Origin of the sequence: Rhizobium sp. WW22 (assembly GCF_047041135.1) — a bacterium.
GTDB lineage: Bacteria > Pseudomonadota > Alphaproteobacteria > Rhizobiales > Rhizobiaceae > Rhizobium.
This window is the reverse complement of sequence record NZ_CP178198.1, coordinates 588,896-605,035: the sequence shown is the minus strand read 5'-3', so window position 1 is coordinate 605,035 and position 16,140 is coordinate 588,896. Positions and strand designations below refer to the sequence as shown.

The window sequence follows — 16,140 nt, the reverse complement described above, 5'->3', positions numbered from 1 at the left end:
GGTGGGCAGGTATCAGTGATAGTCTTCTTCGCGCTGATGCCTGATCGCCAATATCGTTATCGTCTCGCTGTCTTCGATCTCGAATAGAGCGACACAACCGGAAGAGCCGAACGGGATGACGAGTTCGCGGAGAAACGCGTCCGCCGACGCTTTGCGGCAGCTGAACGGAAAATTCTCGAGAAATTCCGTTGCCTTGACGATGGCGTCATAGGCTTTTTCCGCAAGCTCGATATCTCTCAAAAGCAGATAATCATACAGCCGTTCGAGATCTTCGAGCGCGCCTTGAGAGTAGCGTACGGCAAATGTCATTTGTGCTTGGAAGCTTTGGCGGCTTCAAGCTTGCCCTTCAGCATGCCAAGCACGTTGTCAGCGCTGTGATACATGCCGGTTTTTTTCGCATCCTCTTGCGCAGCAAGACCGCGAGCAATGAATTCAGCCTTCGTTCGGCGGTGTTCAATCTGCGCACGCAGCGAGCTTTCCACAAATGCTGACAAGGTCTCACCTTCTCGCAGCACGCTTTCAGCAGCGGCGCGCAATGCGGGATCGACCCTCAAGGGAGGAATGGAAGCGGATTTCATTCACCGGCTCCTTTGCATTGCAATTGCGATACATTCTATTCGATCGCTCGAACCGGTCAACACGTAGATTAAGCCTTGGCCGCAAAAGGAAATTCTGCAAGAAAGATCGATATCGCAATTCGCTTTATGGTGAGCCGCTCGCAAGAATATCTCGAAAAGTTATGCGAGCCAGCCTATCGGTCACATGTCAGATGCCCCCTATCTACCGCAAGTCCAAGCTCCTCCGCCGTTCCCGTGTCATCTGGGGCTCCTTCAATCTTTGGCGGCCACGTCTGGTGTTCTGGACGGGCGCTCTAGCGATCGGCGTCATCAGCGTCGGCTTTGCCAAGCTCGCCGATCTGGCGCAGCGGGCTTTTACCGGCGTGACGCAATCGGGTGAGTGGATGTGGCTTCTGCCGCTCCTGCTGACACCGCTCGGTTTCGTGTTGTCGGCCTATCTTGCAGCGACGCTGTTTCCCAATTCGCAGGGGAGCGGCATTCCGCAGGCGATCGCTGCGCGGCACCTACATCATGAGGAAGATCGAACGAAGCTGCTGTCGCTCAGGCTAGCTTTCGGCAAGATCGTGCTGACCATATTGGGGCTCTTAAGCGGTGCCTCGATCGGCCGCGAGGGACCGACAGTGCAGGTCGGCGCGTCCTTCATGCTGGCGGTTGCCCGCTTCGGCGGCATGGCGCAGGCGAAGGGGCTGATCCTCGCCGGTTCTGCCGCCGGTATCGCCGCTGCCTTCAATACGCCACTTGCGGGTATCGTTTTCGCTATCGAGGAAATGAGCCGCACCTATGAATCCCGCGCCAACGGCCTGGTCCTGACCGCCGTCATTCTTTCCGGCCTTGCAGCACTCGGCCTTTCCGGCAGTTACAATTATTTCGGCGCGGCCGATGCGGCACCGACGATGTTTCGGGACTGGATCGTCATGCTGATCTGCGGCGTGGGCGGCGGCGCGCTCGGCGCCACTTTCAGCGGACTGGCGCTCTATGCCGGCATCCGCATCCGCCGCTGGGCGCAGCCTCAGCCGTTGAAACGCATGCTGATCCTTGCCGGCCTCTGCGGTCTTGTCGTGGCTGCCATCGGCGTGCTCTCCGGCGGCCAAACCTTCGGCACCGGTTACGAGCAAGCCCGCGGCGCAGTGGAAGGACATGCCCTGCCCCTGCTCTTCTTCGTCGAGAAGCTACTGGCAAGCTTCCTGTCGATGATATCAGGCATTCCCGGCGGCATCTTCGCGCCTTCGCTTGCCGTCGGCGCCGGCTTCGGCAGCACGGTCGGCACGCTCATCGGCGGCAGCATCGCACTTGCGGCGATCCTCGGCATGGCCGGCTATTTCGCCGGCGTGGTTCAGGCACCGATGACTGCCTTCGTCATCATTCTGGAAATGACCGGCGATCACCAGGCCGTCATCCCGATCATGGCCGTATCGATGATCGGCTATGTGACGTCGCGACTGCTCTCGCGCGAGCCCTTGTATCATGGGCTGTCCCGCGTCTTCATCGCCGCGGCCATCCGCGCCCGGCGCGCCATGGACAAGGAAAGCAGCGAGGAACACGCCGCCCACTGATTGTCGAAGCGCTGCGAGGAAGACCCGTTAGCTCCCTTGGACCTGATCAGTTAGGCCATCAGCCTGGCAACTTCCGCGTCCTCCGGCTGAGCGATGGCATCGGCGATGGTCGTCGAGAACAACACCTTTCGGGTCGCGTCCGCCACCCGGGCAAAGACGTGGCGGATTTCGCAGGTCTGCTCGCCGTCGCAATCGTCGCAGCGACGATAGGCTGTCAGTGACAGACAGGGCAGCGGCGCCAGCGGCCCATCGATGACCCGCAGGATTTCGCCGAAGGTGATTTCGTTTGCCGGCTTGCGCAGGAGGTAGCCGCCCTGCTTGCCGCGGCGGCTGATGACGATGCCCTGATGCTTCAAGTCGAGAAGGATCTGTTCCAGGAATTTCTTCGGGATCTTCTGCTGGGCGGCGATGTCGGAAATCATCATCGGCTCACCCGCCTCGGATTGGGCCAAGGCAGACAGCGCCCGCAGCGCGTATTTTGCTTTCTGAGTAATCATTTCGAACCGCTTCACACACACATGCGATACGTCCGGTCGAGCGATTCGGCCGGTCCGCTACAGAACTCCTCAGCCCTCGTCCCCGAGGCAATTTCGAAGCACTCACATCCTTGGCGCACGGCCAGGAAACGTTAGCAACCCAGACTTGTTGTCATTCTTCGTCGCTATGCCAATAGTTTAGCGCAAAATCCATCGCAGCGCATCATTTTGGGCATCACTTCCGATTTCCATTTGACAAGCTATGTGTAACTCTACTATTTCTATAGACATTAAAGCAAGCACTTAAACATGGCGAGCCATATCAAGTGCTTCCGAAGGGCCGCCATCGGTGGCAAATCGCCTTGGTTAGGAGCCGAGGCGGTGGCTTTTCCTTATCGGCGCTGCTTCATGGAGATATTTACTCTCCAGCCGCTCCCTTTCGAAATCTATTTTTCTGTCCGCTGCCGTTGCGAACTGCGATACTCCCGGCAACATCAGGACAGGATCCCCCATGACTGCCATTACCCTTATTGAAGATGCCGCGACGCTCAACAGCCAGCTTGCATCGCTCGATCTTGCCGGCCGTCTATCTCTCGTGGCCGGGCTCGGTGGCCGTGCCGTGTTCACGACGTCGCTCGGGATCGAGGATCAGGTGATCACGGCGGAGATCGGCAATCACCGCCTGCCGATCGAGGTGGCGACCCTGCAGACCGGTCGCCTCTTCCCGGAAACGCTCGCTCTGATGGACGAGACGGAAAGCCAATATGATATCAAGATCGTCCGCTACGAGCCGGAACAGGCCGATATCGACGCCTATGCGGAAAAATACGGTCTGAACGGTTTCTATGAGAGCGTCGAAGCCAGGCATGCCTGTTGTGGCGTGCGCAAGCTGAAGCCGCTTGCACGGGCACTTTCGGGCGCCAGCATCTGGATCACCGGCCTGCGCCGCGGCCAGTCCGCCAACCGCGCCGATACGCCCTTTGCGGAATTCGATCCCGAGCGCAATCTGATCAAGATCAACCCGCTCGCCGATTGGGACATCGATGCCATCCGCGTCTATGTCGCCGACAACAGCGTTCCGGTGAACCCTCTGCATGCGCGCGGCTATCCCTCCATCGGCTGCGAGCCCTGCACCCGCGCCATCAAGCCGGGTGAACCGGAGCGCGCCGGCCGCTGGTGGTGGGAGAACGACGAAAAGCGCGAATGCGGTCTGCATGTCCACGAAGAAGGTGCTGCCGCACCCGCACAATAAAGCACCCGCCGGCTCCCGGCATCGATCCGAAGCGCGTCTCCCGCGCCGCCGATATCTAGGGAACCAACGCATCCATTCTTTCCGGCCAAGTTTCGGTCGGGACATTTGAAAGTTCTGGAGTCATCAATGCCCGATAGCCGTCCGGATACGGAAATCTCCAATCCGCAAAGCGTCAAGCCGCTGCTCGATCCGCATCTAAAAGCACTTGAAAACGAGGCGATCCACATTTTCCGCGAGGTCGCCGCCGAATTCGAGCGTCCCGTGATGCTCTATTCGATCGGCAAGGACTCGTCGGTGCTGCTGCATCTGGCACGCAAGGCCTTCTATCCCGGCCGCGTCCCCTTCCCGCTGCTGCACGTGAACACCGGCTGGAAATTCGCCGAGATGATCACCTTCCGCGACGAGATCGTGAAAAAGTACGATCTCGACCTGATCGAGCACATCAATCCGCGTGGCAAGGCGGAGAACATCACGCCCTTCACCTATGGCTCGGCCCGCTACACCGATATCATGAAGACGGAAGCGCTGCGCCACGCGCTCGATGCCGGCCAGTTCGACGCGGCTTTCGGCGGTGCCCGCCGCGACGAGGAAGCCTCGCGCGCCAAGGAGCGCATCTATTCCTTCCGCACGCCCGATCATCGCTGGGACCCCCGCAACCAGCGCCCGGAACTCTGGAACATCTACAACGGCCAGATCCGCAAGGGCGAAAGCGTTCGCGTCTTCCCGCTTTCCAACTGGACGGAAGTCGATATCTGGCGCTACATCCAGGCCGAGGAAATTCCGATCGTACCGCTCTATTTCGCGGCGAAACGCCCGATCGTCGAGCGCGACGGCATGATGATCATGGCGGCAGATCCAAGGCTGGAACTCTTGCCCGGCGAAGCCAAGCGCGAGGAACTCATCCGTTTCCGCACGCTCGGCTGCTTCCCGCTGACGGGAGCCATCCGCTCCACCGCCACGACCCTTGAAGAGATCATTGCAGAGCTGGAAATCGCCACGGTTTCCGAGCGACAGGGCCGCGCCATCGACCGCGACCAGTCCGGCTCCATGGAAAAGAAGAAGCGCGAAGGATATTTCTGAGATGACCGTAAACGCAAACGTCGTCACAATTCCTGCTGTCGGGCCTGCCGCCGAACCGGCTAAAGCCCTTCGCGACTCGCGCCCGCTTCGCCTGATTACCTGCGGCAGCGTCGATGACGGCAAATCGACGCTGATCGGCCGTCTCCTCTGGGATACCAAGGCGGTCAAGGAAGACCAGGCTGCCACGCTTCAGCGCGATTCCACCGGCAAGCAGAACGATCTCGGCCTCCCCGACTTCGCTCTGCTGCTCGACGGCCTGCAGGCAGAGCGCGAGCAGGGCATCACAATCGATGTCGCCTATCGCTATTTCTCGACCGACAAGCGCTCCTTCATCGTTGCCGACACACCCGGCCACGAGCAATATACGCGCAACATGGCAACCGGTGCCTCCACCGCCGATCTCGCCGTGCTGTTGGTCGATGCCCGCATGGGCATCCTTGAGCAGACCCGCCGGCATGCGACGATCGCGTCGCTGCTCGGCATCAAGCAGTTCGTTCTGGCCATCAACAAGATCGACCTGACGAATTACGACCGCGCCGGCTTCGAGAAGATTTCCAACGACTTCCGCGAATTCGCACTGTCGCTCGGCGTCAAGCAGATCACCGCCATTCCGATGTCGGCGCTGAAGGGTGAAAACGTAGTCTATTCCGGCCAGGCTGCCATGCCGTGGTACACCGGCCCGACGCTGGTCGAGACGCTGGAACTGGCGACCGTTCGCTCGGCGCAGACGGTTGGCTTCCGTCTTTCGGTGCAACGCGTCTCCCGCCCGGGTGAGAGCTTCCGCGGCTATCAGGGCACGGTCGCCGGCGGCTCGGTGAAGCCGGGCGACAGCGTCATGATCCTGCCGTCGGGCATGGTCGCCAATGTCTCGAAGATCGTCACCTTCGATCTCGTGCGCAACGCGGCGGTCGCCGGCGATGCCATCACGCTCGTTCTCGACCGCCAGGTGGACGTGTCGCGTGGTGACATGATCGTCGCCATCGACAGCCAGCCGCAGACGGGCCTCTCCTTCGACGCGCAAATCGTCGCGCTGCAGCCTGAGGGCATCGAGCCTGGCAAGCGCTACTGGCTGAAGAGCGGCAGCCGCCGCCAGCGCGTGCAGGTTCAGCCGATCGCCCAGCTTGAGCTGAAGACCGGCGCATGGGCTCCGGCGCAGGCGCTCTGGATGAACGCGATCGGCAAGGTTCGCCTGACCTTCGATGAGAGCGCCATCTTCGATCCCTATGAGCAGAACCGCTCGACCGGCTCCTTCATCCTGATCGATCCGGAAAGCAACAACACGGTTGCGGGCGGGATGATCACCGGCAAGCGTTCCGATGTCGGCGGCATCCACAAGGATGGCCAGCGCGTCCTCCTGTCCCTGCCCGCCGATCTCGCCGAGCAGATCATGGCAAGCGAGCTCTTCGCCAGCCGCCGCGATGAAACGGATGTGCGCCGCGTGACCGCCGCACAGGCCGCGGAAATCTGGGCGAACGCGGCAAGCGACATCTGATCGCTATCACATGTAATAACAGAAGGCGGCGGGCTCGGCTCCGCCGCCTTTTTCATTTGCTGCTTAATGGCGCCATTGCGGCCACGGTAGAGGCCACTCGTTCCTTTTTGACAGTCTTGAAGCAATCCTTCCGAGCTGCCAGTGTCACTGCAATATCTCGCCGAGAGCCGCCACCAGGCGGTCGCACTCCTCATCCGTTCCAATCGTGATGCGCAGGAAGTCGTCGATACGCTCGGCGGAAAACCGTCTTACCAGAATGTTCCTGCTCCGAAGCTCTGCCGCCAGTTCCACACCCGGCCTGCTCGGATGCCGCGCGAACAGAAAATTCGCGGATGACGGCAGAACGTGAAAGCCCAGCTCCCCGAGTTTGGCGGCTAGCCGTTCCCGGCTGGCGATGATCGTGGCGCGATGGCGTTCGAACCAGTCCCGATCCTTCCAGGCCGCTACCGCACCTGCCTGCGCAAGCCGATCGAGAGGATAGGAATTGAAGCTGTCCTTGACCCTTTCCAGTGCCTCGATCAGCGGCCGTTGCCCGACAGCGAAGCCGACACGCAGGCCGGCGAGCCCGCGCGATTTCGACAGGGTCTGGATCACCAAGAGGTTCGGATATGTCTGGACAAGTGGAACCGCGCTCTCGCCGCCGAAATCGACATAGGCCTCGTCGATAACGACGACCTGATCCGGATGATCCCTAAGAAGAGTTTCAATATCAGCCAGAGGCAGGCCGATGCCTGTCGGCGCATTGGGATTGGGCAGAATGATTGCACCGCAGGGCTGGCGATAATCCTCGAGGCGGACCCGCATTTCGGCATCGACCGGAACTTGCCGGTACGCCACGCCGAAGAGGCGGCAATAGGTCGGATAGAAGCTGTAGCTGACGTCGGGGAAAAGCAAGGGCTCATCATGGTTCAGCAGCGCTTGGAACGTGTGGGCCAAAACCTCGTCCGATCCATTGCCGACGAAGACCTCGTCCTTGTCGAGCCCGAAGCTCTCGGCGATTGTAACACGCAACTCCCGCGCCGTCGGATCCGGATAGAGCCGCAGTGTGTCGGCTGTAGCCTTCGAGATCGCCTCCAGGGCAAGCGGCGAAGGACCGTAAGGGCTCTCATTGGTGTTGAGCTTGATTATTCCACCCGTGGTCGGCTGCTCGCCGGCAACATAGGGGGTCAAGGAATGAACAATCGGGCTCCAGAAGCGGCTCATGGTGATTTCCAAAGTTAGCGATTACAGACCGATCGTGCAGCAAGTCTGCATATGAGCAAACACCGTTGCAAACTCCAGCTCCTGCGACAACTGCCTCCCGAGCAATTCTGAAATTATCTCGCTCGGCAGGCAAGCGGGCCTCAAGCCGATACGATGATCTGTGTCTCAGGCAGCGGTCGTCGCCGGCAAATCATCACAGCTCTTTGCAAACAACCGCTCGCTCAGAAAATCGACAAAAACCCGAACCTTGGGCGACATATGGCGATTGGACGGCCAAAGCAGATGAAAATGGCCGGGTTCGTCGATAAAATCATCGAGAACGGTTCTGAGCTTTCCTTCCGCAAGCGTACTGCGCACGAGGAAATCCGGCATGCAGCCGATGCCGAGGCCGGCAACGGTCGCGCCGCGCACCGCCTCCATATTGTTGCAGGAGAAGGCCGTTCGCATGCGCAGATCCGGCTCGCCTTCGGGCATGGTCAGCGGCCAATCCTGCAGCTTGCCGCTGTTGGGAAAGCGAAACCTGACAGCCAGATGCTCGTTGAGATCACGCGGGCAACCGGGAATACCGAAGCGTTCGAGATAGCTGGGCGCGGCGCAGAGCAACATCTGAAACGGACGCAAGGTGCGCGATATCAGCCGGGAATCCGGCAGGTCGCCGCTGCGGATCGCAACATCAACTCCCTCCTCGATCATATCGACGATACGGTCGTTGAAATCGATGTCGAGTTCGACCTCGGGATAACGGGCCACGAATTCCGGCACGACGGGCAAGAGGAAGTGATAGCTGACGATCGGCACACTGACGCGCAAACGCCCGCGTGGCACGGCAACCGCCTGCGCAAGCGAGGCCTGCGCATCCTCGAGATCGTCGAGCACCCGCCGGCAGCGTTCGTGAAAGAGACGCCCCTCCTCCGTCAGCCGGATGCTGCGTGTGGAACGCTGCAGCAGCCGGACGCCAAGCTGATGCTCCAGATTGCTGACCGCCTTGCCGACGGCGGATGCCGAAAGGCCGAGCACGCGTCCAGCAGCGGCAAAGCTGCCGAGATCCGCAGTGCGAACAAAGGCCGTCAGGCCGCTCAAACGATCCATGCGCGCATTCCATTCGAGATTTTTATTCCGGTATATATGGAAAACTAGCGCAATTATCATCCGATTACAGCAAATATATCCTGCCTGAGTCATTTGAAGCGCGCGGGCGCCGGCCTTTGGCCAGCACCACTCCCAGGATTGCCCGCCACTTCCCCTTTGCTCAAACCTCACGGTAATCCGATGACTTCTCCCCAGACAAAGGTCGCAAGTCCGACCGAGAAATTCTTCGTCCTTGTCGCCGTCTGCTGCGCTGCAGCGGCGATGCCGCTGACATTCACCGGCCCCGCTGTTGCCCTACCGGCCATCAGCCGCACGCTCGGCGGCAGCCCAATCGCGCTCAACTGGGTCACCAACGCCTTTATGCTGACCTTCGGCAGCTGCCTGATGGCATCCGGCGCGCTGGCAGACAGCTTTGGCCGGCGGCGTATCTTCCTGGCTGGCGTCGGCTGCTTTGCGCTCTTCTCGGCCGGGCTGGCACTCGCCGGCAACATCGTCTGGTTCGATATATTGCGGGCCCTGCAGGGCCTTGGCGCAGCCGCCGCTTTTTCCGGCGGCATGGCCTCGCTGGCGCAGGAGTTCGACGCCACGGCGCGGATGCGTGCTTTCAGCATCGTCGGCTCCAGCTTCGGCGTCGGTCTCGCCTTCGGGCCAATCGCGTCCGGCCTGATGATCGATGCCTTCGGCTGGCCGTCCATCTTCATTCTCGTGGTCGCCCTCGCGTTGCTCGCTCTTGGCCTCGGCGCCTGCTTCCTGCGCGAATCCAAAGATCCCGACGCGGCGGGGCTGGATTGGCCGGGCGCACTGAGCTTCACGCTTGCCTTGACGCTCTTCACCTATGGCGTGCTGGGCGCGCCGGAAACCGGCTGGAGCGATCCGCTCGTCCTCGCCCTGCTGGCCGGCGCAGCACTGTTCTTCCTTGCTTTCGGCATCGTCGAGCGCGTCGTGAAACGGCCCATGTTGGATCTCAGCCTCTTTCGCTATCCGCGCTTCGTCGGCGTACAGCTTCTGGCGGCAGCGCCCGCCTATGCCTTCGTCGTTTTGCTGATCCTGCTGCCCGTGCGGTTCGTCGGCATCGAGGGCATGAGCGAGATCGCCGCCGGGCGGATGATGGTCGCGCTGTCGGCACCGCTGCTCGTCCTGCCGATCGTTGCAGGACTTCTCACCCGCTGGTTCAGCCCCGCAACGATCTGCGGCACCGGCCTCATCATCTCGGCGGCAGGCCTTTTCTGGCTCAGCCATTTTGCAGCAGGCTCGGCTCCATTTGTCCTCATCGGCCCGCTGCTGACCATCGGCGTCGGCATCAGCCTGCCCTGGGGCTTGATGGATGGGCTCGCCGTCAGCGTTGTTCCCAAGGAGCGAGCCGGCATGGCAACCGGCATTTTCAGCACCACCCGCGTCGCCGGCGAAGGAGTCGCGCTTGCAATCGTCAGCGCCGTTCTCTCCGCCTTTATCCAGTCGAACCTAGGCACATCGTCAGGTACGTACGCCGCGAGCGCTGCGCAGCAGCTCGTGACAGGCAATTTGGCCGCCGCAGCATCGAGTATTCCGGCAATAGGACACGACGCTCTTATCCAGGGCTATGGCGACGCCTTCAGCACGCTGCTCTGGCTCCTGACCGGCATTACCGTTCTGACGGCCGTCGTCGTCTTCTCCTTCCTCGGCCGATCGTCGGCAAGCTCCGTTGCAGCAGATGCGGAACAAATGGAAGAAGATGAAGACACGCTGCGCATATCGAAGGCTTAAGCAACAGTGGCGGCTGGCCGGAAAATTGCCCGGTCAGCTCGCCTCGGCCTAGGCATGGCGAGAAGGCAAAGTGACGATCGAGAACGGTCGAAAATTACCGCGCCGCAACAGAATGTTTCCAAACCACATAAAATGTGCGCGTCGGATCCATGCGCGAACGCTCTGCAAAGCAGTGTCAGGCTGGCGTTTATATCCACCGCTGCTATATCATATCCGCATGATATCAGACCGGTTTTTGAAGATTATTGCCTGGACCTATATAGCGGCGCTCGTCGGCGTGACCCTCGCACATTTCAATTGGCAGGCCGCATTCGGCAATCCGTTCGACATTTTTCGCGCCGCCGCACTCTGTGTCGCAGGCATGCTTGCGCGCCTCGCTTATCCGCAATCCCCCTCTTTCACCTGCCTTTTGATGATCGGTAGCGTATTGGCGCTTTCCGTTTCGCATCTCCTGGCGAACGGGAATTTTGGTTCGACGCTGGACATTATCGTTGGCATGACCAGCGGGCTTTGGGGCATCATGATCGGCTCAATGCTGAGCAAGCTCCTTACCTCGGCGTCGAAGCGACCCGCCTGATACTACCGGCACGGGAAACGCAATATCAATCGCGAGCATATGTCTTCGTGGCGGTAATGCTCCGGCGGTCAAATGGACAATTGCGCCCGAATATCCGGACGCCGGCAATATTATCATCAAATAATATTCGAAGGGGCACAGCCCTCCATCATACCTCGAAGTGACTATTACGCAGCCAATATTATGCTGCTCTTATTATGTTTGTGCTTGAATGTTGCTTTCTTGCAACTGAAACTTAAATTTCACGAAAAAGTCATCCCGAGAAAAATATATCATATAACTTTGCAGGAAATCGCTTTTAATAGCGACCAGAAGCGGGTGGGGCCCGTTTCTCCCGAGTCGGGGTTTTAAACAGGGATAGGGTAAGGGCACGTCGATTTTCGGCGCGATAGCCTGTGCCCAATCTATATTGGATTGGAGTTTTTATGAACATCAAGAGCCTTCTTCTCGGCTCCGCTGCTGCCCTGGCAGCAGTTTCTGGCGCTCACGCAGCCGACGCTATCGTTGCTGCCGAGCCGGAACCGCTCGAATACGTCCGCATCTGCGACGCCTACGGCGCTGGCTACTTCTTCATCCCGGGCTCGGAAACCTGCCTCAAGATCGGCGGTTATGTCCGTACCGAAGGCAAGTGGTACGATGCCTACAACCCGGACAGCCATAACGGTACGCTGTGGCACACGCGTGCTCATCTGAGCCTCGATACGGCAACCGACACTGAATACGGTCCGCTGAAGACCAACACGGTCATCCGCTTCGACTGGCAGGATGGCGGCGCGACCACCACGAAGCTGCTGTTCGCAAACATCAGCCTCGGCGGTTTCCTCGTCGGTAAGGCTGACTCCCAGTACAACTCGTACATCGGTTACGCTGGCGGCGTCATCAACGACGACGTGGTCAATGACGGCCCGTACGAACTCAACCAGTTGACCTACAACTACGACGCCGGCAACGGCTTCACGGCTGTGGTCTCGGTTGAAGACAGCAATTCCGGTTCGGGCGCTAAGGGCGTCAACGGCGAAGACAGCACCAACCACTACATCCCTGACGTTGTTGCCGGTGCTGGTTACAAGGCTGGCAACTTCGGCTTCAAGATCGTCGGCGGTTACGACTCGATCGTCGAAGAAGGCGCCATCAAGGCTCGCGTCGATGCCGACTTCGGCGTCTTCAAGGCCTTCTTGATGGGCGGCTGGAACACCGATGGCGACAAGCTGAACAAGTACGCAAACGCCAACGGTGCCGGCCCTGCCAAGAATATCGGCTGGGGCGACTGGGCTGTTTGGGGCGGCGTCACCGTTCCGATCAACGAAAAGCTGCAGGCTAACGCTCAGGTTGCCTACACCGACTCGAAGATCTTCGCAGCGACGGCAAACGTCAAGTGGAACCCGGTCAAGAACCTCCAGATCACGCCGGAAGTTTCCTACACCAACTGGGACTCCATCAATCAGGACCAGTGGGCTGGCGTTCTCCGCTTCCAGCGCAGCTTCTAATAGCTCGTTTACGAGATCTGATCTGACTTGACCCCTGATCGGATGGGGATCGGCCTGACTTCCAGCGAAGTGGGGCCGATCCTTCCGAGCCAGGGGTTCGTTATTTCTCTCCGGCGAGCCTGGGGATTAACTTACCGGGGCTTCGGCGAGAAGGGTGCGGGAGCGGGCAGACAGGCATTTCGTTCCCGAATGAAGGCGTCTTGACGCTGCCCTCTCAATTCTCATTCTCCCTCATCGACATCAGGCATTTTTTATCGTAGAGACGACCAATGTCTTTGACCTTCGCATATGCCTCGCGATTTTATTCGTACCGCTGCTCTCAGCGGAGGCGGGCCTGTGCGTAGTTAGAAGAGACACGACAGCAAAAGACCCGAACCAGCCGCTAGTCTACCTGGCGGCTTTTTTGTCGCCACGGTATGACCCCAAAAGGAACCGATACCGTGTTGAATTCCACCGACGACTTGCGCATTGTCGAGATCACGGCGCTGACGCCGCCCTCTCGGATCATTGACGAAATCCCTCGCGACGAAGCCGTGACGGCGACCGTTACCGGCGCGCGCAACGCCGTTCACAACATTCTGCGTGATGAAGACGACCGGCTGATCGTCGTCATCGGCCCCTGCTCCATCCACGATCCGGCCGCAGCGCTCGATTACGCGGCGCGACTGAAAGAACAGCGGGATCGCTTCGCCGACGATCTCGAAATCATCATGCGCGTCTATTTCGAGAAACCGCGCACGACGGTGGGCTGGAAGGGCCTGATCAACGACCCGCATCTCGACGGCAGCTACCGCATCGAAGAAGGTCTGCGCATTGCCCGCAAGCTGCTGTTCGATGTCAACGAGATCGGCTTGCCGGCAGGCTGCGAATATCTCGATACGATCACGCCGCAATATATTTCCGATCTGGTGAGCTGGGGGGCGATCGGCGCGAGGACGACGGAGAGCCAGGTGCATCGTCAGCTGGCATCCGGCCTCTCCTGCCCTGTCGGTTTCAAGAACGGCACGAATGGCGATGTGCGCATCGCGCTCGACGCGATCGTCGCGGCATCGCAACCGCATCATTTTCCGGCAGTAACCAAGGAAGGCCTTGCTGCGATCGCCTCCACCCGCGGCAATGAGGACTGCCATATCATCCTGCGCGGCGGCAAAGAGCCCAATTATGATGCCGCAAGCGTGCAGGCAACGGCGGAACAATCCCTCAAGGTCGGGCTCGAGCCGCGCATCATCATCGATGCCAGCCATGCCAACAGCGGCAAGAATCCGGAAAACCAGCCGCTCGTCGTCACATCAGTCGCCGAGCAGGTTGCAGCCGGCGACCGGCGGATCAAGGGCATGATGATGGAGAGCAATCTGGTGGCCGGCCGCCAGGATCTCGTGCCGGGCAAGCCGCTGGTCTATGGCCAGAGTATCACCGATGGCTGTATCGACTGGCCGACCTCGGTCCGTACGCTGGAAGACCTGGCAAAGGCCGTTCAGGCACGGCGCCAGGCACGCTAACGCCGTCTCTCATTCGGGAGACAGGTTCAGGTTAAACGCGCCGGTAGTGCGCGAGGCTCAGATAGTTTTTCCTAGGCCCGCGCACATGCCACATCTCCGCCCAAGTATCCGGCGAGCGAAAGAACAGATGGCCCCGATAGAGATCGGGACCGCAATGATGGGTGACGCGCTGCGAGGCGCTGTCTCCGATGCGAATGAATTCCGAAAGATTGGGGAAGCGCACGACGAGATAGTCGTACGCGGCATCGAGCCGATAGGTGCGGCTACTTCTCAGCGTTGCGTGATCGCTTCGCGTATCCCCGTGCTCCTCGAACTGGACAGGCGTGACGAACGCCTGCCCTTCGAATGTGAGCACTGAGCAGTTGAAGCGATCGAGGATTCGCCGCTTCACCTCCCATGTGCCGAGATAGAGGTTCAGCCGGTCAGTACCGGCCGATCCTTTCATCAAGAGGCCGCGCGCTGTGCTGCGTCGGCCTGCCGGCGGGGCAGTTTCCAGCCCGGCCGGACAAAATGGCAGGTATAGCCGTTCGGATAGCGCTCCAGATAATCCTGGTGCTCCGGCTCTGCCTGCCAAAAGTCGCCGACTGGTGCGACCTCGGTGACGACCTTGCCAGGCCACAGGCCGGAAGCGTCGACATCAGCGATAGTATCCAGCGCAACCTGCTTCTGCTCTTCGCTGGTGTAGAAGATCGCCGAGCGGTAACTCAAGCCGACATCGTTGCCCTGGCGGTTGCGGGTGGAGGGATCATGGATCTGGAAGAAGAACTCCAGCAGATCGCGATAGCTGATCTTCTGCGGATCGAAAATGATTTCGATCGCCTCGGCATGGGTGCCATGGTTCCGATAGGTGGCGTTGCGGACATCGCCGCCGCTGTAGCCGACGCGCGTCGAGATGACGCCGCTGTAACGGCGGATGAGATCCTGCATACCCCAGAAGCAACCGCCGGCGAGAACTGCACGTTCCGTTGTCATCTTACATCCTCCACTTGATCGATATAGGCACCATAGCCCTCTGCCTCCATGCGGTCACGCGGCACGAAGCGGAGCGAGGCGGAATTGATGCAATAGCGCAGGCCGCCGCGATCGATCGGCCCATCCGGGAAAACATGGCCCAGGTGGCTATCGCCATTGGCCGAGCGTACTTCGACGCGGATCATGCCATGCGACTTGTCGGTCAATTCGCTGACATTGGCGGGTTCGATCGGCTTGGTAAAGCTCGGCCAGCCGCAGCCGGAATCGAACTTGTCGGCCGAGGCAAAAAGCGGCTCACCGGAGACAATATCGACATAAATGCCGGACTGCTTGTTGTAGAGATATTCACCGGAGCCGGGACGTTCCGTGCCGTCTGCTGCGTCACGCGATACTGCTCAGGGGTAAGCTTGGCGATGGCCTCTGCCGTCTTGCTGTATTTGCCCATTGTTGTTCTCCTTGCCCCTTGGCACGCCTTCCGAGCTTGGCCTGACGCCCTCAATGAGGACTGGAGAAGGCCGGAATAAGCTCGATCAGCGCTAAGGGAGTGGTTGCAGAGCCAATATAGGCATCGCATGATCGATTTGCCATATCGATCACGACGGCGTGACGTCTCGCCCTTCCCGCGCCTTACTTATTCGCTTCGCTTGAGGCAGCATAAATCGCGGCAAGCGCCTCGATGCCGGCCTGATCGTCACCATCGAAACGACCGGGAAGCGGGCTGTCGAGATCGATGACGCCGAAGACCTTTCCATTGCGAAGGAGCGGCACGACCAGCTCCGAGCGCGAGGCCGCATCGCAGGCAATGTGACCGGGAAAGGCATGCACGTCCTCAACGATGATCGACTGCGCCCTTTCGACCGCCGTACCGCAGACGCCGCGACCGACGGCAATGCGGACGCAGGCTGGCTTGCCCTGGAACGGCCCCAGCACAAGCTCGTCTTCCCGCTGAAGGAAATAGAAGCCCGCCCAATTGAGGTCCGGCAGCATCTGGTAGATCAATGCAGAAGTATTGGCCGCGTTGGCAATCCAATCGTGCTCACCGTCAAGCAAGGCCTTCAGCTGATCCGCAAGTTCTCGATAGAATTCGGATTTGCTGTCGTGCTGAACCGCTTTTTCTGCAAACATTGACTTGGTCTTTC

At 59.9% G+C, this 16,140-nt stretch carries 16 protein-coding genes and 1 pseudogene; 8 read left to right on the top strand and 9 right to left on the bottom strand.

The window, feature by feature from the left end; genetic code table 11:
- Positions 1-12 precede the first annotated feature (12 nt).
- Positions 13-309, bottom strand: a complete 297-nt coding sequence (locus ACK83U_RS03075; protein WP_112605784.1) for a type II toxin-antitoxin system RelE/ParE family toxin — start codon at positions 307-309, stop codon at positions 13-15.
- On the bottom strand, positions 306-578 hold the full coding sequence (locus ACK83U_RS03070) for a YlcI/YnfO family protein (protein ID WP_112605787.1): 273 nt from the start codon (positions 576-578) through the stop codon (positions 306-308). The genes ACK83U_RS03075 and ACK83U_RS03070 overlap by 4 nt, the downstream gene beginning before the upstream one ends.
- A 191-nt stretch (positions 579-769) precedes the next feature.
- On the opposite strand from ACK83U_RS03070, the gene ACK83U_RS03065 reads away from it, so the two are divergent.
- The gene (locus tag ACK83U_RS03065) at positions 770-2,131 is read left to right on the top strand and encodes a chloride channel protein (protein WP_112605791.1); all 1,362 of its coding nucleotides are present in this window, start codon (positions 770-772) and stop codon (positions 2,129-2,131) included.
- Between the two features lie 50 nt (positions 2,132-2,181).
- Here ACK83U_RS03065 and ACK83U_RS03060 read toward each other — a convergent pair whose 3' ends face one another.
- Positions 2,182-2,628 carry an RrF2 family transcriptional regulator gene (locus tag ACK83U_RS03060; RefSeq protein ID WP_015339121.1) on the bottom strand — a complete coding sequence of 149 codons (447 nt, stop codon included), beginning with the start codon at positions 2,626-2,628 and terminating at the stop codon, positions 2,182-2,184.
- A 490-nt stretch (positions 2,629-3,118) separates the two neighbouring features.
- On the opposite strand from ACK83U_RS03060, the gene ACK83U_RS03055 reads away from it, so the two are divergent.
- The 3 genes from ACK83U_RS03055 to cysN all read left to right on the top strand — a co-directional run bounded on the left by ACK83U_RS03055 (position 3,119) and on the right by cysN (position 6,431).
- On the top strand, positions 3,119-3,859 hold the full coding sequence (locus ACK83U_RS03055; RefSeq protein ID WP_112605794.1) for a phosphoadenylyl-sulfate reductase: 741 nt from the start codon (positions 3,119-3,121) through the stop codon (positions 3,857-3,859).
- 126 nt (positions 3,860-3,985) lie between these two features.
- A complete protein-coding gene (gene cysD, locus ACK83U_RS03050) occupies positions 3,986-4,939 on the top strand; it encodes a sulfate adenylyltransferase subunit CysD (RefSeq protein ID WP_112605796.1) in 954 nt (317 codons plus the stop codon).
- A gap of 1 nt (position 4,940) precedes the next feature.
- On the top strand, positions 4,941-6,431 hold the full coding sequence (gene cysN / locus ACK83U_RS03045) for a sulfate adenylyltransferase subunit CysN (RefSeq protein WP_112605799.1): 1,491 nt from the start codon (positions 4,941-4,943) through the stop codon (positions 6,429-6,431).
- Between the two features lie 144 nt (positions 6,432-6,575).
- Here the strand turns inward: cysN and hisC are convergent, their stop codons facing one another.
- Together hisC and ACK83U_RS03035 are read right to left on the bottom strand one after the other, a co-directional pair.
- A complete protein-coding gene (gene hisC / locus ACK83U_RS03040; protein ID WP_112605802.1) occupies positions 6,576-7,634 on the bottom strand; it encodes a histidinol-phosphate transaminase in 1,059 nt (352 codons plus the stop codon).
- Positions 7,635-7,799: 165 nt separating this feature from the next.
- Positions 7,800-8,723 (bottom strand): LysR family transcriptional regulator, encoded by a 924-nt coding sequence (locus ACK83U_RS03035; protein ID WP_112605805.1) that lies wholly within the window; start codon positions 8,721-8,723, stop codon positions 7,800-7,802.
- Positions 8,724-8,903: 180 nt separating this feature from the next.
- Between ACK83U_RS03035 and ACK83U_RS03030 the strand changes: the two genes are divergently transcribed.
- The 4 genes from ACK83U_RS03030 (at position 8,904) to ACK83U_RS03015 (ending at position 14,029) form a co-directional block, all read left to right on the top strand.
- Positions 8,904-10,466, top strand: a complete 1,563-nt coding sequence (locus ACK83U_RS03030) for an MFS transporter (protein WP_112605808.1) — start codon at positions 8,904-8,906, stop codon at positions 10,464-10,466.
- A gap of 235 nt (positions 10,467-10,701) precedes the next feature.
- Positions 10,702-11,043 (top strand): hypothetical protein, encoded by a 342-nt coding sequence (locus ACK83U_RS03025; protein ID WP_112398286.1) that lies wholly within the window; start codon positions 10,702-10,704, stop codon positions 11,041-11,043.
- A gap of 425 nt (positions 11,044-11,468) precedes the next feature.
- Positions 11,469-12,530, top strand: coding sequence for a porin (locus ACK83U_RS03020; RefSeq protein WP_112335540.1), 1,062 nt, complete (start codon positions 11,469-11,471; stop codon positions 12,528-12,530).
- Between the two features lie 416 nt (positions 12,531-12,946).
- A complete protein-coding gene (locus ACK83U_RS03015; protein WP_412474785.1) occupies positions 12,947-14,029 on the top strand; it encodes a 3-deoxy-7-phosphoheptulonate synthase in 1,083 nt (360 codons plus the stop codon).
- Positions 14,030-14,060: 31 nt separating this feature from the next.
- Here the strand turns inward: ACK83U_RS03015 and ACK83U_RS03010 are convergent, their stop codons facing one another.
- From ACK83U_RS03010 to ACK83U_RS02995, 4 genes and pseudogenes are all read right to left on the bottom strand, one after another.
- Entirely contained in the window at positions 14,061-14,474 is a 414-nt protein-coding gene (locus ACK83U_RS03010) for a DUF6314 family protein (protein ID WP_112605814.1), read from the bottom strand.
- Positions 14,474-15,001 (bottom strand): peptide-methionine (S)-S-oxide reductase MsrA, encoded by a 528-nt coding sequence (msrA, locus tag ACK83U_RS03005; protein WP_112605817.1) that lies wholly within the window; start codon positions 14,999-15,001, stop codon positions 14,474-14,476. Before msrA ends, ACK83U_RS03010 begins: the two co-directional genes overlap by 1 nt.
- Positions 14,998-15,446: pseudogene (gene msrB / locus ACK83U_RS03000) on the bottom strand (peptide-methionine (R)-S-oxide reductase MsrB). The gene msrA and the pseudogene msrB overlap by 4 nt, the downstream one beginning before the upstream one ends.
- A 182-nt stretch (positions 15,447-15,628) precedes the next feature.
- Entirely contained in the window at positions 15,629-16,126 is a 498-nt protein-coding gene (locus ACK83U_RS02995) for a GAF domain-containing protein (RefSeq protein ID WP_112605820.1), read from the bottom strand.
- Between the last annotated feature and the right edge of the window lie 14 nt (positions 16,127-16,140).

What these genes read in the sequence shown, in the direction of transcription:
- ACK83U_RS03035 (WP_112605805.1), bottom strand. Translation starts at nt 8,723, where the DNA reads ATGGATCGTTTGAGCGGCCTGACGGCCTTTGTTCGCACTGCGGATCTC.
- ACK83U_RS03065 (WP_112605791.1), top strand. Translation starts at nt 770, where the DNA reads ATGCCCCCTATCTACCGCAAGTCCAAGCTCCTCCGCCGTTCCCGTGTC.
- ACK83U_RS03060 (WP_015339121.1), bottom strand. Translation starts at nt 2,628, where the DNA reads ATGATTACTCAGAAAGCAAAATACGCGCTGCGGGCGCTGTCTGCCTTG.
- ACK83U_RS03075 (WP_112605784.1), bottom strand. Translation starts at nt 309, where the DNA reads ATGACATTTGCCGTACGCTACTCTCAAGGCGCGCTCGAAGATCTCGAA.
- cysD (WP_112605796.1), top strand. Translation starts at nt 3,986, where the DNA reads ATGCCCGATAGCCGTCCGGATACGGAAATCTCCAATCCGCAAAGCGTC.
- msrA (WP_112605817.1), bottom strand. Translation starts at nt 15,001, where the DNA reads ATGACAACGGAACGTGCAGTTCTCGCCGGCGGTTGCTTCTGGGGTATG.
- ACK83U_RS03055 (WP_112605794.1), top strand. Translation starts at nt 3,119, where the DNA reads ATGACTGCCATTACCCTTATTGAAGATGCCGCGACGCTCAACAGCCAG.
- ACK83U_RS03020 (WP_112335540.1), top strand. Translation starts at nt 11,469, where the DNA reads ATGAACATCAAGAGCCTTCTTCTCGGCTCCGCTGCTGCCCTGGCAGCA.
- ACK83U_RS03015 (WP_412474785.1), top strand. Translation starts at nt 12,947, where the DNA reads ATGACCCCAAAAGGAACCGATACCGTGTTGAATTCCACCGACGACTTG.
- cysN (WP_112605799.1), top strand. Translation starts at nt 4,941, where the DNA reads ATGACCGTAAACGCAAACGTCGTCACAATTCCTGCTGTCGGGCCTGCC.
- ACK83U_RS03010 (WP_112605814.1), bottom strand. Translation starts at nt 14,474, where the DNA reads ATGAAAGGATCGGCCGGTACTGACCGGCTGAACCTCTATCTCGGCACA.
- ACK83U_RS03070 (WP_112605787.1), bottom strand. Translation starts at nt 578, where the DNA reads ATGAAATCCGCTTCCATTCCTCCCTTGAGGGTCGATCCCGCATTGCGC.
- hisC (WP_112605802.1), bottom strand. Translation starts at nt 7,634, where the DNA reads ATGAGCCGCTTCTGGAGCCCGATTGTTCATTCCTTGACCCCCTATGTT.
- ACK83U_RS02995 (WP_112605820.1), bottom strand. Translation starts at nt 16,126, where the DNA reads ATGTTTGCAGAAAAAGCGGTTCAGCACGACAGCAAATCCGAATTCTAT.
- ACK83U_RS03030 (WP_112605808.1), top strand. Translation starts at nt 8,904, where the DNA reads ATGACTTCTCCCCAGACAAAGGTCGCAAGTCCGACCGAGAAATTCTTC.